This is a genomic window from Bacillus siamensis KCTC 13613, from assembly GCF_000262045.1.
Classification (GTDB): domain Bacteria; phylum Bacillota; class Bacilli; order Bacillales; family Bacillaceae; genus Bacillus; species Bacillus siamensis.
This window is the reverse complement of record NZ_AJVF01000037.1, coordinates 193,637-208,944: the sequence shown is the minus strand read 5'-3', so window position 1 is coordinate 208,944 and position 15,308 is coordinate 193,637. Positions and strand designations below refer to the sequence as shown.

The following is a 15,308-nucleotide window of genomic DNA, read 5'->3' as shown; positions in this document are numbered from 1 at the left end:
GACGGAATAAGATGAAATAAGAGAGGAAGGAGGAGATTATTACTTGCCGAATCGTATTTTAGATATAACGGATTGCGGTGTGGCAGCAGACGGGACTGCCGATGTGACGGCCGCCATCAATCAATGCTTGGCCAAGGCTGTCAGCGAGGGCAGTCATACGGTGTTTTTTCCGCCCGGAACATATAAAATCAACGGCACGCTTGGCGGTGACAAAAGCCAGCCGTTTAGGAACGCGGGAATTAATGTGCCGAGCCATCTCTCCATCATCATGGATCCGGAATGCACGATTAAAGTGTCGCCGAACAGCTCCTGGGGTTATTCGGCTTTCTATATAGGCAGGCGGGAAAATGTCACCATCACCGGCGGCCGCATCATCGGGGAACGGGATGAACACACGTATACCAATGTTCCTTTACGGTCAACTCATGAATGGGGGTTTGGCATCTGTATTGAAGGCAGCAGCAATGTGCTGATCGAAAATGTGAAAATATCGAATTTTACGGGAGACGGCATTATTGTCAGCCCGCTCGGTTTAAAAACAAACAGTGATTACGAAACATCAGAACATGTGACCATCCGCCGCTGTGAGATCAGGGAGTCAAGACGGAACAACATTTCAATCACCGGCTGCAATACCATTATGGTGGAAGAATGCGTGATCGAAGACGCCGGGCAAGGGAACGGAACGGCTCCGAAATTCGGAATCGACATTGAATCGTACGGAGAAGGCGATGTTGATTATGAAGAGGCTCTTCACATCACCATCCGAAACAACTTCTTTTACGGAAACGCCGCAAGCTCAGTCACCAACTTTAACGGATATAATGTGTTAATTGAAGGAAATCATTCCGACAACACAATCAGCTACGGATACAGCGCACATACCGTCATTTCCGGGAATGTTCTCTTTTGGTCAAACGGCGGCTCAAGGACCGGAATCGCCGGACAAGGTGTCTCCCAAGGGCAGGACAGCAGCAATGCCGTCATTTCCAACAATCTGATTACCGGTTTTTCCACGGGAATAGATGTAAGAGGAAAAAGCGTCCTGGTCACTCACAACAAAATCAATCAATTTGAAAATGCGGGTATTTCCGTCTATCAGGCGGAAGATGTGACCGTTGACGGCAATGTCATTGAAAACGGACGTTCCGAAACGAGACGAAGCACGGGGATGCGGGCGACGCTCTCGGACAACGCCGTCTTTATGAATAACACACTGAATCAGGTAACAGACGGAATCAGCATGTCAGCCGGCAATATCACCGTAAAACAGAATGTGCTGAAATCATTCAGCCGGGGCATATGGGTCACAGGCGGAAATGCCGTCATTGAAGGAAATACGCTCATCCCGAATGCGTTTCAGGGCGCCGCGGAGTCCTATGCCGTATCTGTTACAAATGACGCCAGGGCTGTCATCAAGGGAAATCTCTTCAAAAGCTACAAAAACTACCCCATTTTCAGTTCAACATCCTCAGGGACCTCTGTCATCGGCAACCGCTTTGAATCATCACCGCTTATCGTTACCGTGTATCTGAACTCAGGCACGCATGAAGTCATAGACAATACGATCACGATCAACCGAACGGCGGGCAGCCCGATCGGCATCTATTTGAACGGTGCCTCCAATTCCCTCATTTCGGGCAATACCATCAACAACCTTTCCGCCGCTTCTGCTTCCGCCATCCAAACCAGTTCCTCGGCAAGCACCAAAATCATCGGCAATCGCATTATCAAAGGCATCATTGTGAAACACACGACAGATACGGAAATCGGAAATATCGTCATCTGAAAACAATCCCCGCCGGAAAAATAAAAAGAACACATGAACTCCGACAAAGGGAGGGATGTGTTCTTTTTTGACACCATACAGACGTCTGTCAGGCATCTTTTTTACCTGATTTATATAAAGCCAGCATTTCTTTCATTAAAAAGAGGGCGAAGAAAAACAGCATCAGCCATTCCGAGAAGGTCATCAATTTAAAAGCGGACAGGTTGTTTCGAACCGCTCCATAGAGACTGAATCCTTGCAGCATATCCATTCCTATCGAAATCATCAGACAGAAAGCCAGCAAAAAAATTGAAACCCCCAATATTTTCATGCACATCACTCTCCCTTTTTATCCTTTTCGATTACGCAAAACTTATACAGACTATCCGCCGTGCATAATCTTTTGCCGTACAGGAAGAATATGAAAAAAACAAGGAAAGGTTTTTTGCGATATGCCGCCATTTTTTAAGCAGAAGAAACGAAAAAAAGACGATCAAAAGAACGGTGACAATGAAGACAGAAAAGAAGCGGAAACCAAATCAGATAAAGAGCGGGAAGAGCCGATCTCCATCAGCTTAAAGGAAAATATGAAGAAGCTGTCTGAGAGATTCGGCAACAGTGCCGATGTCGTCATCCGCCGGCTGAAAATCGGAAAAGAAGAGCTTCCGGCAGCGATCGTGTATATCGCCGGTTTGGTAGACGAGCAGCTTGTCAGCCAATCCCTGCTGGAGGATTTAATTGACATCCCGTCCGTTCAGCCGGAACAGGCGGTCTGCCTGATATATGAAAAAACGCTTGCGATCGGCGGAGTAAAAGAGGAAGAGAAATGGAAAAGCCTTTATGCCGGGCTGGTGGCGGGCAGCACGCTCATTTTTGTCGACGGGGCTGACAAGGCGCTGATCGCCAGCACGGAAGGAGGAGAGCAACGGTCCATTGAAGAACCGAGCACCCAGGTGTCCTTCCGCGGACCGCGGCAGGGATTCACTGAATCCCTGCAAACCAATATTTCCATGATCCGCAGGTATGTAAAAAATCCTGATGTATGGGTGGAAAAAATGGAGATCGGGCACGAAACGAATACGGACGTCGCGCTGATGTATATTAACGGAATCTGTGAAAAAAAGCTGGTTAAGGAAGTCCGCAGTCGGCTGAAGCACATTGACATCGACAGCATTCTGGAATCCGGCTACATTGAACAGCTTATTGAAGACGCGCCGTTTTCCGTATTTCCCACTGTGTATCATACGGAACGGCCGGACGTTGTGGCGGGGAATCTGCTGGAGGGAAGATTTGCGATTATTGTGGACGGAACGCCGTTTGTTCTCATCGCGCCAGCCTTATTCATTCAATTTTTTCAATCGGTTGAGGATTATTATTCCCGATTTGATATCGCTACGAGCATCCGGCTGCTTCGGGTTTTGATTTTCTTCATTTCGCTGGTGGCGCCGGGGATTTACGTGGCGGCGACGACCTTTCATCAAGAAATGATTCCGACGCAGCTGCTGATCGTCATCGCGGCCCAGCGGGAGACCGTGCCGTTTCCGGCCGTAATTGAAGCGCTGACGATGGAAGTGGCCTTCGAGATTCTCAGGGAAGCGGGCGTCCGTCTTCCGAGAGTGGTCGGCTCCGCCGTTTCCATAGTCGGAGCGCTTGTCATCGGCCAGGCTGCTGTACAGGCCGGCATCGTCTCCCCGGCCATGGTGATCGTTGTCGCGCTGACGGCGATTGCCAGCTTTGCGACTCCGGCTTTTGACATGGCGATATCTGCGCGCCTGATCCGTTTTGTCTTTATTCTGATCGCGGCCGTCATGGGATTTTACGGGCTGATTCTGGGCATTATCATAATGTTTGTCCATCTGTGCGGACTGCGTTCGTTCGGTTTTCCGTATATGTCCCCGCTCGCTCCTTTGACCCCGGGCGGGCTGAAGGATTCCATTTTCCGCGCTCCGTTATGGGCGGATGAAAAAAGGCCGGAGCTGCTCGTGCAGAAAAACAACAGGCGCCAAGGGGAACATCAAAGACCGAAACCGGAGACCTCCAGAGGAATGGTTAATAAAGATGTAGAAGAGGGCGGCGGCAATGAAAAGACGTAAATGGATACTCCTCCTTTGTACGATGGTTTCCCTTATGTTTGTATCAGGATGCTGGGATAAAAGAGAGCTGACCGATTTGGCCGTAATCTCCGCCATCGGTATTGACCGTACCGAATCGGGAAAATATGTCCTTCACTTTCAGATTATCAACCCGGGAAACGTAGCCGGCGGCCTGCAGGGCGGCGGAGCGGGAGACCGGCCGCCGGTTTCCGTCTATTCCGTGTCCGGAGACAATATGACGGAAGCTTTGAGAAAAGCCTCGATGAAGGTGTCCAGAAGGCTCTATTTTGCGCATACGAATCTTGTGGTGTTCAGTGAAAAGCTCGCGAAAGAGGAAGGACTCAATTTTATTCTGGACAATCTTGACCGTGATACCGAATTCAGAACAACCGCAACCGCGGTTATTGCGCATAATTGCAATGCTGAAGACATTATTAAAGTGCTGACGCCGATTGATAAAATCCCTTCCAATAAAGTGAACAAGACGCTCAGCTTCACACAGGAACAATACGGCAGAGTCGTGAAAACAAGCCTTCAGGACGTTCTGATTGATCTTGCTTCTCCGACCGGGTCGCCGTTTATTCCGGGTTATGAAATGCACGGAGACGATAAAGCCGGCCCTACGATGGAAAATACGCAGACGACTGAACCGAAAGCGGTGCTGTCAGCGGACGGGCTGGCAGTGTTCAAAAAGGATGGGAGACTGGATTACTGGATTGAGGATGACGACAGTGTCGGCGCTGTATGGCTGCTGAACAAAATCAAGCATACGTTTATCAATGCGGATTGGAAGAACGTGAAGCATGCAATCAGTCTGCAGGTCACCCGTCAGAATACAAAGGTGACGGCTACTTTTCAGGACGGAAAACCGCATATTCACGTTCGTGCTCAGGTTGAAGGGCTGGTGGACGCTGTCAGATACCCTTTCCATCTGTCTGATCCGAAAGTGATCATGGTCATGCAAAAGGCGCTCAGCACGCAGCTTGATAGAGATATCACCAAATCACTTGAAGATATTAAAGCCCATAAGAATGATTTCGTCGGGTTCGGAGACCTGATCTATCGGAAACATCCGGACAAATGGAAAAAGCTCGAAGGGAAATGGGATGAAGAAATTTTCCCCAACCTCCCCGTGGACGTAAAAACGGAAGTCATTATCAGAAGAACGGGCTTGCGGAATAATCCTCTCTCAGACAAGCTTGATCACGATTGATTTGAGGAGAAAGGAGCGAAGCGTATGGAAAATGCGAAAATCGGCACACGCCAGCTGTTTGTGATGATCATTTTGTTTGAATTGGGCAGTTCGTTATTGATCCCGCCGGGCACGATGGCCGGGCGGGATGCATGGCTGTCCGTGCTTCTCGGGTGCGTTACCGGTCTCGGACTTTTCTACGTATATCAGGCGCTGTATCAATATTTTCCTGAGTCCTCTCCGAGAGATTACATGACCGAACTGATCGGCAGGCATCTGAGCTGGGCGGTCTCTCTTCTTTATATTCTCTATTTTGCTTATATCGCCGCCCGCATATTGAGGGATTTTGGCGAAATGCTTGTCACCTTCGCATATCAGGACACGCCCCTTCTAATTGTGAATGGCATGCTGATGCTCGCCGCGATATTTGCGGTCAGAAAGGGAATTGAAGTCATAGCGAGAGCCGGCGAGCTGCTGTTTAGCATTATGTATTTCCTGACGGCCATCGGGCTGATCCTCATTATCAGCTCCGGTACGATAAACCTGAGATTTCTCCAGCCTGTTTTAGCGGACGGGATGGGGACGGTCATTTATTCCGTATTTAAACAGACCATGTTCATCCCTTTCGGTGAATTGATCGTGTTTGTCATGATATTCCCCTACTTAAAAGATCGGAAAAAGGTGAAGAAAACAGGGGTTCTGGCGATTATCATCAGCGGTCTGTTTTTGGCGATGTCAGTGGCGATTAATATTTGTGTGCTTGACGTCAACTTAATGCTCCGCTCTCAATTCCCGCTGCTGAGCACCATACAGACGATTAAAGTGGAAGAGTTTTTAGACCGGCTGGATGTCTTTTTCATGCTCGTGCTCGTCATCGGCGGTTTTTTCAAAGTCAGCCTTTTTACATATGCGGTTGTCGTGGGCGTGTCCACGCTGTTTAAAGAAAAAAATCCGTCCCAGCTGGCCTTTCCGGTCGGATTGGGGGTGCTGATTCTCTCCATCAGCATCGCAAGCAATTTGTCGGAACACATGAACGAAGGGTTAAAAATTGTCCCGATCTATATTCATCTTCCGTTTCAAGTGCTGTTCCCCGTCTTGCTGCTTATCATTGCCGTCATCAAGAAAAAAGTCAAAGGGAGCGTCTATACAGTTTCGAAGAAATAACCCGGCCGGTGCGCCGGGTTATTTTTAAAATCATGATTTTTTTCTTAATGCATTGACAAACTTGCCTGACAATTGTACATTTTGATTTATTCTTATAAATTTAATAGGAAATATAGGTTTAGTGGTGTTAATATGTTCCGCACCGCATTTCATTATAGAAGGAGATCGTCATGACAAAGAAAAAAGAAATCAAACTCGGTGTGTTTCTCGCAGGCACCGGCCATCATGTCGCCTCTTGGAGACATCCTGAGGCGCCGGCGGACGCGAGCATGAATTTGGATTATTTCAAAGAACTGGCGAAAACAGCGGAGCGGGGGAAATTGGACATGCTGTTTTTGGCGGACAGTTTATCAATAGACAGCAAATCGCATCCGAATGTGCTGACGCGCTTTGAGCCGTTTACCCTGCTGTCGGCGCTGGCTCAGGTCACATCCCGCATCGGTCTGACGGCGACCGCGTCTACCACATACAGCGAACCGTTCCATATCGCGAGACAATTTGCATCGCTGGATCATCTTTCCAACGGCCGCGCGGGCTGGAATGTCGTCACATCATCAATTGAAGCGACCGCGCTTAATTTCAGCGGCGAAACGCATCTTGAGCATCATCTCAGATATCAGCGCGCGGAAGAATTCGTGGAAGTCGTCAAAGGATTATGGGATTCGTGGGAGGAAGACGCCTTTATCCGCGACAAAGAGTCAGGGACATTTTTCGAAAAAGACAAAATGCATGAATTGAATCATAAAGGAACCTATTTTTCAGTGAGAGGGCCGTTGAATGTCGCCCGCACACCTCAAGGACGCCCGGTCATTATTCAGGCTGGCTCATCAGGAGACGGAAAGGCGCTGGCAGCCAAAACCGCGGAGGTCATTTTTACCGCGCAAAATCATCTGGAATCCGCGCAGGAATTCTATCAATCTATTAAAGAACAAGCGGCTTCTTACGGCCGGGATCCTGAAAAAATCGCGATCATGCCGGGGATTTTTCCCGTTATCGCCGATACCGAAGAAGAAGCGCGGGCCAAATATGAAGAGCTTCAAGACCTCATCATCCCGTCTGTCGGCCTGAACATTCTGCAAAACTATCTGGGCGGCGTCGATCTTTCCGCCTACCCGCTTGACGGCCCGCTGCCTGAATTGGATGCGGAAGCGTCAAATGCCGTTAAAAGCCGGTTCAAGCTCGTTCAGGAGATGGCCAAACGCGATAACATGACCATCCGCGAATTGTACAAATATGTGGCGGGTTCAAGAGGCCATCACATCTTTGTCGGAACGCCTGAACAGCTTGCCGATAAGATGGAGGAATGGGTCGAAAAACAAGCTTGTGACGGCTTCAACATCATGCCGCCGCTGCTGCCTGAAGGTCTCACTCTTTTTGTAGACAAAGTGATTCCGATTTTACAAGAGCGGGGCGTGTTCAGAAAAGAGTATGAAGGAACGACGCTGAGAGAACATTTCGGACTGGAAAAACCGGCAAACCGATATGCTGATTAAAGGAGGGCTCATTATGTCAAAACGATACCGGCTCGCAACTGAAGCGGACGCTGATGAACTGCTTTCACTGACACTGAGGGCATATGAACCGATCCGCAAGCTCGGCATCAACTTTGCCGCGGCAACGGCGGATAAAGAGCTCGTTTTGAATAACATACAAAAAAACGCCTGTTACGTTCTGGAGGAAGACGGACGCATCGTGGCGACGATTTCTTTGCGGATGCCGTGGGGGCCGAATCCCGGTCCGTACGGTGTCCCTCATATTTGGTGGTTCGCCGTCGACCCTGAAACCGGAAAAAAAGGGACGGGCTCAGACATGCTGGAGTGGCTGGAGAATACAGTGCTCCGCGATACATTAAAAGCGCCCTTCGTATCATTGGGCACAGCGGACAAGCATCCGTGGCTGATCGGCATGTACGAGCGGAAAGGCTACGTCCGCGCAGGCGAAAAGGATTTAGGAAAAGGGCACATCACCATCTATTTAAAAAAACAATTGCACGATTAACATAGAAATAGGAAAAGGCGGGATTTCAATGAAGAAGAAAACATGGGCTTTGCTGCTGTCTGCCGCGCTTTTGGCGGTCTTAACAGCATGCGGAAACGGAAAAGAAAGCGAAGGCGGCGATAACGTACTGCATGTCGGCGCCACGGGACAAAGCTATCCGTTCGCATATAAAGAAAACGGCAAGCTGACGGGCTTTGACGTGGATGTCATGGAAGCCGTAGCAAAAAAAATCAACATGAAACTGGACTGGAAGCTGCTTGAATTCAGCGGACTGATGGGAGAGCTCCAGACCGGCAAACTCGACACCATCTCAAACCAGGTCGCTGTCACGGACGAACGCAAGAAAACGTATAACTTCACAGAACCGTATTCGTATGCGGGCACTCAAATCGTCGTCAAAGACGATAACAAAGACATCAAATCAGTCAATGATCTAAAAGGAAAAACAGTGGCGGCCGTTCTCGGCTCAAACCATGCGAAAAACCTTGAAAGCAAGGACCCGGATAAAAAAATCAACATTAAAACGTATGAAACACAAGAAGGTACGCTGAAAGACGTGGCTTACGGGCGCGTTGACGCTTACGTAAACAGCCGCAGCGTTCTGATCGCCCAAATCAAAAAAACCGGTCTGCCTCTGAAACTAGCAGGAGAGCCGATTGTCTATGAAAAAGTCGCTTTCCCGTTTGCGAAGGATGCGGCTCACGATAAAATCCGCAAAAAAGTAGACAAAGCCATTGAAGAACTGCGGAAAGACGGCACGCTGAAAAAGCTGTCTGAAAAGTACTTTAAAGAAGATATCACAACGGAAGCAAAGCATTAAGAAACGGCGGTGAAAATCGAGAATGAACAGCATTGATTGGGGATTTATGTTTTCAGCTTTTCCCGCGTTAATCGAAGCCCTGCCGATCACATTACTAATGGCCGTCGCGGCCATGGTATTTGCCGTGATCGGCGGCCTTATATTAGCGCTTATCACAAAAAATCGTATTCCTGTGCTTCACCAGCTGTCAAAGGTGTATATTTCATTTTTCCGGGGCGTGCCGACGCTCGTCCAGCTTTTCTTAATTTATTACGGCCTGCCTCAGCTGTTCCCCGGAATGAGCAAGATGACGGCGTTAACGGCGGCGATTATCGGGCTAAGCCTGAAAAATGCCGCCTACCTCGCTGAAATTTTCCGCGCCGCGCTCAACTCAGTCGATGAGGGGCAGCTTGAAGCCTGCCTGTCCGTCGGAATGACAAAATCACAGGCATACAGACGGATCATTTTCCCGCAGGCCGTCAGAAACGCGCTTCCCGCGACGGGAAATACGTTTATCGGGCTGTTAAAAGAAACATCGCTCGCCTTTACATTAGGAGTGATGGAGATGTTCGCCCAAGGAAAAATGTACGCATCAGGCAATCTCAAATATTTTGAGACGTATTTAGCCGTTGCGATCATGTACTGGATTCTTACGATTATTTACAGCGTGCTGCAGGATCTGCTCGAACGGGCGATCAGCAAGCCTTATCGCACATAGGAGGAGGCTCAGGATGATACAAGTCAGACATATTCGAAAAGCATTTAAAGACCTTACCGTACTTGACGGAATCGATCTTGAGATCAAAAGCGGCGAAGTCACGGCCATTATCGGCCCGTCCGGCTCAGGAAAATCAACGCTCCTCCGCTGTCTGAATCTGCTGGAGCGCCCGGATGACGGCATCATTGAAATCGGTGATGCCAAGCTGAATGCAGCGTCCTATTCGCGCAAAGATGTACACAAGCTTCGCCAGCAGACGGCGATGGTGTTTCAGAATTACAACCTGTTCAAAAACAAAACCGCGCTGCAAAACGTGACAGAAGCACTGATCACCGCGCAAAAGAAACCGAAAAAAGAAGCGGAACAGATCGGTATGGATCTATTGCGGCAAGTCGGTTTAGAGCAAAAAGCGGACAGCTACCCGATTACGATGTCAGGCGGGCAGCAGCAGCGGATCGGCATTGCTCGCGCCTTGGCAGTTGACCCTCACGCGATTTTACTGGATGAACCGACTTCGGCCCTTGACCCTGAGCTTGTAACCGGTGTGCTTCAAGTCATCAAATCAATTGCCGAAAAACAGACAACCATGGTCATCGTCACACATGAGATGGCTTTTGCGCGTGAAGTGGCCGACCAGGTCATTTTTATGGCGGACGGACGCATCATCGAGCAGGGAACACCGGAAGAGCTGTTTGACAATCCGCAGAACGAACGGACGAAAAAATTTATAAAGCAAGTGGGAGAGCCTGCTGAGCTTGTATAGGAAGGGACGAAGAAGAAATGGCAAGAGAAACGTATGAATCATTAAACAAACGTTTAATCAATATCCGCCGCGACCTTCATGAACACCCTGAGCTGTCAGGCGAGGAATACGAAACGACGAATAAAATCCGCCGCTGGCTGGAGGAAGAGGGTATCACGGTTGTTGATGTTCCGAAACTTCAAACCGGAGTGATCGCCGAAATCAAAGGAGACAAAACCGGCCCCGTCATCGCCGTCAGAGCGGACATTGACGCATTGCCGATCGAAGAGAAAACAAACCTTCCGTTTGCTTCGCGAAACAGCGGCGTCATGCATGCCTGCGGCCACGACTTCCATACGGCATCTATTCTCGGCACGGCTTTCTTATTAAATGAGAGAAAGCACGAGCTGAAAGGAACGGTGCGGTTTATTTTTCAGCCCGCGGAAGAAATCGCCGCCGGAGCGAGACAGGTCATTGAAGCCGGCGCGCTTGACGGTGTATCGGCAATATTCGGCATGCATAACAAACCCGACCTCCCCGTCGGCACGGTCGGCCTGAAAGAAGGCCCGCTGATGGCGAGTGTGGACCGCTTTGAAATCACTGTTAAAGGAAAAGGCGGCCACGCCGGAATCCCTGATAACAGCATTGATCCGATTCAGGCGGCAGGGCAGATCATCGGCGGCCTGCAATCAGTTGTCAGCAGAAATATCAGCTCGCTTCACAATGCCGTCGTCAGCATCACAAGAGTTCAAGGCGGCAGCTCTTGGAATGTCATCCCGGACCATGTTGAAATGGAAGGCACCGTCCGGACGTTTCAAAAAGAAGCGCGTGACGCTGTTCCGAAACATATGAAGCGGGTTGCCGAAGGAATCGCGGCCGGATTCGGGGCAGAAGCCGAATTCCGCTGGTATCCTTATCTTCCGTCAGTGGTAAACGACGCCCGTTTCATCCAGGCGGCGGAACAGACGGCTGAAGATCTCGGGCTTCAAACGGTTCGGGCAGAACAGTCTCCCGGCGGGGAAGACTTCGCGTTATATCAAGAAAAAATCCCCGGCTTCTTCGTCTGGATGGGAACAAACGGAACGGAAGAATGGCACCATCCCGCCTTCACACTCGACGAAAAAGCACTCCCGCAAGCGGCTGAGTTTTTCGCCCGGCTGGCCGTCAATGTATTGGAGCAGACGGAATGAATACGGAACATCTGACGGCCGGGCTTGCTCAGGCCGTCATGTCGTCTGTACCGGAAACGTCCGCCGAAGCGATGAAAGAAGCGCGCAAAGGCCTGCTTGATTTTACAGCGGCAGCCTTTGCCGGGAGACGGGATAAAGGCATTGAGAAGCTGATAAAACTGGCCGAAGAAGAAGGCGGGACGCCGACAGCTCCGCTTATCGGCAGAAATCAAAAAACAACGCCGTCCCAATCCGCGCTGATTAACGGATTCATCGCCCATGCGCTTGATTTTGACGATGTTCATTCTGATGTAAGAGGACATCCGAGCGCGGTCATCCTTCCGGCTCTGATCGCAGCGGCATCATCCGGCCATATAGACAAAACCCGTTTTCTCGGTGCTTACGTGACAGGCATCGAAGTGATGGCGCGGCTCGGTCAGTCAGCGGGGAGACACCATTACGAGAAAGGCTGGCACAATACGGGAACGTTAGGCGCGATTGCGGCGGCCTGCGCCGTCGGTTTCGCGGAGAACCTCAATCAAAATGAATTGCAAAAAGCGATCGGATTTGCGGCCGCCCGTTCCGGAGGCATGCGGGTGCAGTTCGGGACAGAAATGAAGCCGCTTCATGCCGGACTGGCCGCTCAAGCCGGGTTGTTCGCCGTAAAGCTTGCGAAGGCCGGTTTTGGCGGGTCGGATCATGCGCTTGACGGGGAGAAAGGCTTCTTCGGGCTGTACGGCGATCTTGAACGGGCAGAAACCGTGCTTTTAAACGGGTGGGGAAAACCTTGGCGGATTGTGAGCCCTGGGCTTTGGTTTAAGGTTTATCCGTTTTGCTCGGCGGCCCATCACGCGGCGGACGCCATTCTCAAGCTGAAGGCTGAGCACGGCCTCACTTTCGGCCAAATGGAACGGACCGACGTTATTTATCCGCCGGGCGGGGATGCCGCATTGACAGAACGGCGCCCGAAAACAGGCGAAGCGGGGCGCTTCAGCGTGGAATATGTGATTGCCCTGGCTCTGCACGGTAAAGATTTTTCAGCAAAACACTTCACCTCCGAGCCGATTCCGGAATCCCTTCAAAAGGGGTTTGCGAGGATTCACCGAAGCTATGATGATCAAATTCAGCCGGCTGACAACGCCGTTCCGAAGGGCCGTTTTACAATTGTACGGGTCACGGCTTCCGGCAATCATGTCTATGAAACACGTATCGACTGTCCGAAGGGAGCGCCGGGAAACGGTCTTTCTGAAAAAGACATTGAAGACAAACTCCGGCTCGCTTTGCCGGGGGAAGAGGAAAAGGCGGAAGAATTGATCAAAGCAGCCGGTCAATCAAATATTGAACGCTATTTACAGCTGATATAAATAAAAAAGCGAGGGGATGCAGCCCTCGCTTTTTTTACGTTCACTTCTATTGAATAGGGGGATATAGGGTGCGCCCCTGTCTGCGCTGGCAGGGGCGCGGTATCAGGACAAGGCCGTGCCGTTTTCTTTTACTGTGAAACTTCCTCTTGATAAGCGGATGTTGATATCAGACACTTTGGCAATTTGTTCGTCGTGCGTAACCATGATGACGCATTTGCCGCCTTTATGCGCCAGATCCTGAAAGAGCCGGACGATTTCCTTTGACGTATCTTCGTCGAGGTTTCCCGTCGGCTCGTCCGCGCAAATCAAATCCGTGTCACAGCAGAAAGCCCGCGCAATTGAAACGCGCTGCTGCTGTCCGCCGCTTAATGTCAGCACCCGCTGACGGGCCTGCTGTTCGGTGATGCCGACTTTATTCAGCATGCTGAGCGCGAACGCATCTTTGTTCTTCTCCTTAGATCCGGTAATCTCCATCGCCGTTGTGACGTTCTGGAGCGCCGTCATATACGGAATCAGATTATAAGATTGAAAGACGATAGAGACATATTGATTTCTGAATTTGGTTAATCCGATTTTGGAGATGTCTTCGCCGTTATAAAGGATGCTTCCCTCTTTAGGTGTGTCAAGGCCGCCCGCCAGAGACAGAAACGTGGTTTTTCCCGTTCCGGAGGCGCCGGCAATTGTATAAAACTTCCCTTTTTCAAAGCTGATCGTTATATCCTGAAACAGCGGCTGTGATTTATCTTGGTACCAGTAGCCAGTCTGTTGAAAGGTTAATAGGCTCATTATGCTGCCTCCTCTTATTCCTGCTTGGTCAGGATCGTTTTAGGGTGAAGCCGCATGACTGATACAGACGGCAGTAATGTGGCGATGACGGCAATTGCGACGCCGATCCCGCCGAGAATCAGAAGGTCATTCAGCGAAACGTTTACCTGCATTGTACTGATGACATCTGCACCGGATGAATGCTGACCGAACATGCCGCCTCCCCGCGGCATTTCTCCGCTGCCCCAGCCGCTTGTTTGCTGCTGTGAATTATCGGCTGAGCTGACCTGCTGGGAAAGAAGCTGATTTCCCAGCTGATTCGCCACAAGGCTGCCCGTGACGGATGCGATCCCGATGGCGATAACCGCGACAATCAGAATTTCCGTTAAGAATTGTCCGATGAGCTTCCGGCGCTTTTCGCCGATCGCCATCAAGACACCCATTTCATACTTGCGTTCCCTGATCGACATCATCACGATCAACCCGAGAATGACCGCGCCCGCGATGGATACAAGGTACACCACGTTTTTAGAAAATGACGCGACATTTTCAATCGGGCCGACCATTTGCTGATACACCTGATCATTTGTCGTCAGCGTGTAGGTTTTATCACCTATAGATGTTTTTTTCGCAGCCGCAACGAATGAATCAATATATTTTGCATCATCCATATAATAAACGGCTGAGCTGATTTTGCTTTTGTTATCAGACCCTTTTAACGCCGCCGCGGCGGTGTAAGGCGTATAGATTTTATTGTCAGGATTTAAGAATGAAAAATGCTCTGCCTGATCGTCTCCTGATGATGTTGTTTTATAGATTCCCACAATTTTAAGCTTCGTTTTTACAGAATCATCCGTTGCTGAGGAAACCGTAATGGAGCCGCCGACCTTCAGCTTGTTTTGATCCGCCAGCGTTTCATTAATCACGGCGACTTTTGCGTCCGCATCTGCTTTTGTGATGGCGCGGCCGTCAGTGATTTTTGAGCTCCCGCCTGTGAAATCATCAAGCAACACCGTAGAGAGCACGCCTTCGACCGAAATGTCCGCTGAAATCATCTGTCTTCCGCCGCCTTGAAAACGTCTTCCGCCGGAACTGTTATCGGCTGAGTCGCCTGAGCTTTTTATCGCGTCAAAGCTTTCTGCGTTTGCTGACGCTGTCGTGAGAAAGTTGTAATTTTTAACATGCTGTAAGGATGTAAGCTTCTTGGCATCCGAGACGGAAATCGGCGTTGATTCAAACGTCCTCTTTTCACCGTCTTTTTGCTGCTGCGTCATTTGCTTTTGGCGGTCAGCCTGGAGTGTGACACTCCCGCCGAGCTGCTGCCTTGCCAGTTCGCTTGATTTCTTTGCCGCTGACTGGATCGTAAGACCGGACAGGACAAAAATGCAAATCACTGAAAACACAACCAGCTGCATAAACGTTTTTCCCTTTTTTGCCTTCATGCTCCAAAAGGCTCTTTTAATAAAGTTCATGTCTGTTCCTCCATGTGGGTGTCATATATTGTGAAAACACCCTTCTTTAGAACCGGTTATCCGA

Annotated in this window: 14 protein-coding genes; 11 read left to right on the top strand and 3 right to left on the bottom strand. The window is 49.9% G+C overall.

What is annotated here, in order from left to right:
• Window positions 1-43 precede the first annotated feature (43 nt).
• Window positions 44-1,789: a right-handed parallel beta-helix repeat-containing protein gene (locus Y79_RS0108445; RefSeq protein ID WP_016937278.1), complete on the top strand. Its 1,746-nt coding sequence runs from the start codon at window positions 44-46 to the stop codon at window positions 1,787-1,789.
• Window positions 1,790-1,877: 88 nt separating this feature from the next.
• Here Y79_RS0108445 and Y79_RS0108440 read toward each other — a convergent pair whose 3' ends face one another.
• Window positions 1,878-2,099 carry a YczF family membrane protein gene (locus Y79_RS0108440; RefSeq protein WP_016937277.1) on the bottom strand — a complete coding sequence of 74 codons (222 nt, stop codon included), beginning with the start codon at window positions 2,097-2,099 and terminating at the stop codon, window positions 1,878-1,880.
• 121 nt (window positions 2,100-2,220) lie between these two features.
• Between Y79_RS0108440 and gerKA the strand changes: the two genes are divergently transcribed.
• From gerKA to Y79_RS0108390, 10 genes are all read left to right on the top strand, one after another.
• On the top strand, window positions 2,221-3,861 hold the full coding sequence (gene gerKA, locus Y79_RS0108435; RefSeq protein ID WP_016937276.1) for a spore germination protein GerKA: 1,641 nt from the start codon (window positions 2,221-2,223) through the stop codon (window positions 3,859-3,861).
• On the top strand, window positions 3,848-5,074 hold the full coding sequence (locus tag Y79_RS0108430) for a Ger(x)C family spore germination protein (protein ID WP_016937275.1): 1,227 nt from the start codon (window positions 3,848-3,850) through the stop codon (window positions 5,072-5,074). The genes gerKA and Y79_RS0108430 overlap by 14 nt, the downstream gene beginning before the upstream one ends.
• 24 nt (window positions 5,075-5,098) lie before the next feature.
• Window positions 5,099-6,217: a GerAB/ArcD/ProY family transporter gene (locus tag Y79_RS0108425; protein WP_016937274.1), complete on the top strand. Its 1,119-nt coding sequence runs from the start codon at window positions 5,099-5,101 to the stop codon at window positions 6,215-6,217.
• Window positions 6,218-6,387: 170 nt separating this feature from the next.
• On the top strand, window positions 6,388-7,710 hold the full coding sequence (locus Y79_RS0108420) for an LLM class flavin-dependent oxidoreductase (protein WP_016937273.1): 1,323 nt from the start codon (window positions 6,388-6,390) through the stop codon (window positions 7,708-7,710).
• A 13-nt stretch (window positions 7,711-7,723) separates the two neighbouring features.
• Window positions 7,724-8,215, top strand: coding sequence for a GNAT family N-acetyltransferase (locus Y79_RS0108415; RefSeq protein WP_016937272.1), 492 nt, complete (start codon window positions 7,724-7,726; stop codon window positions 8,213-8,215).
• 28 nt (window positions 8,216-8,243) lie between these two features.
• Complete coding sequence (locus Y79_RS0108410; RefSeq protein ID WP_016937271.1) at window positions 8,244-9,035, top strand: amino acid ABC transporter substrate-binding protein; 792 nt, start codon at window positions 8,244-8,246, stop codon at window positions 9,033-9,035.
• A 22-nt stretch (window positions 9,036-9,057) separates the two neighbouring features.
• Complete coding sequence (locus Y79_RS0108405; protein ID WP_016937270.1) at window positions 9,058-9,732, top strand: amino acid ABC transporter permease; 675 nt, start codon at window positions 9,058-9,060, stop codon at window positions 9,730-9,732.
• Window positions 9,733-9,745: 13 nt separating this feature from the next.
• Complete coding sequence (locus Y79_RS0108400; RefSeq protein ID WP_016937269.1) at window positions 9,746-10,495, top strand: amino acid ABC transporter ATP-binding protein; 750 nt, start codon at window positions 9,746-9,748, stop codon at window positions 10,493-10,495.
• 17 nt (window positions 10,496-10,512) lie between these two features.
• On the top strand, window positions 10,513-11,664 hold the full coding sequence (locus Y79_RS0108395; RefSeq protein ID WP_016937268.1) for a M20 peptidase aminoacylase family protein: 1,152 nt from the start codon (window positions 10,513-10,515) through the stop codon (window positions 11,662-11,664).
• Window positions 11,661-13,007, top strand: a complete 1,347-nt coding sequence (locus Y79_RS0108390; RefSeq protein ID WP_016937267.1) for an MmgE/PrpD family protein — start codon at window positions 11,661-11,663, stop codon at window positions 13,005-13,007. The genes Y79_RS0108395 and Y79_RS0108390 overlap by 4 nt, the downstream gene beginning before the upstream one ends.
• Before the next feature lie 102 nt (window positions 13,008-13,109).
• Here the strand turns inward: Y79_RS0108390 and Y79_RS0108385 are convergent, their stop codons facing one another.
• Window positions 13,110-13,793, bottom strand: a complete 684-nt coding sequence (locus Y79_RS0108385) for an ABC transporter ATP-binding protein (protein WP_016937266.1) — start codon at window positions 13,791-13,793, stop codon at window positions 13,110-13,112.
• A 14-nt stretch (window positions 13,794-13,807) separates the two neighbouring features.
• Window positions 13,808-15,244: an ABC transporter permease gene (locus Y79_RS0108380; RefSeq protein WP_016937265.1), complete on the bottom strand. Its 1,437-nt coding sequence runs from the start codon at window positions 15,242-15,244 to the stop codon at window positions 13,808-13,810.
• Window positions 15,245-15,308: the final 64 nt, after the last annotated feature.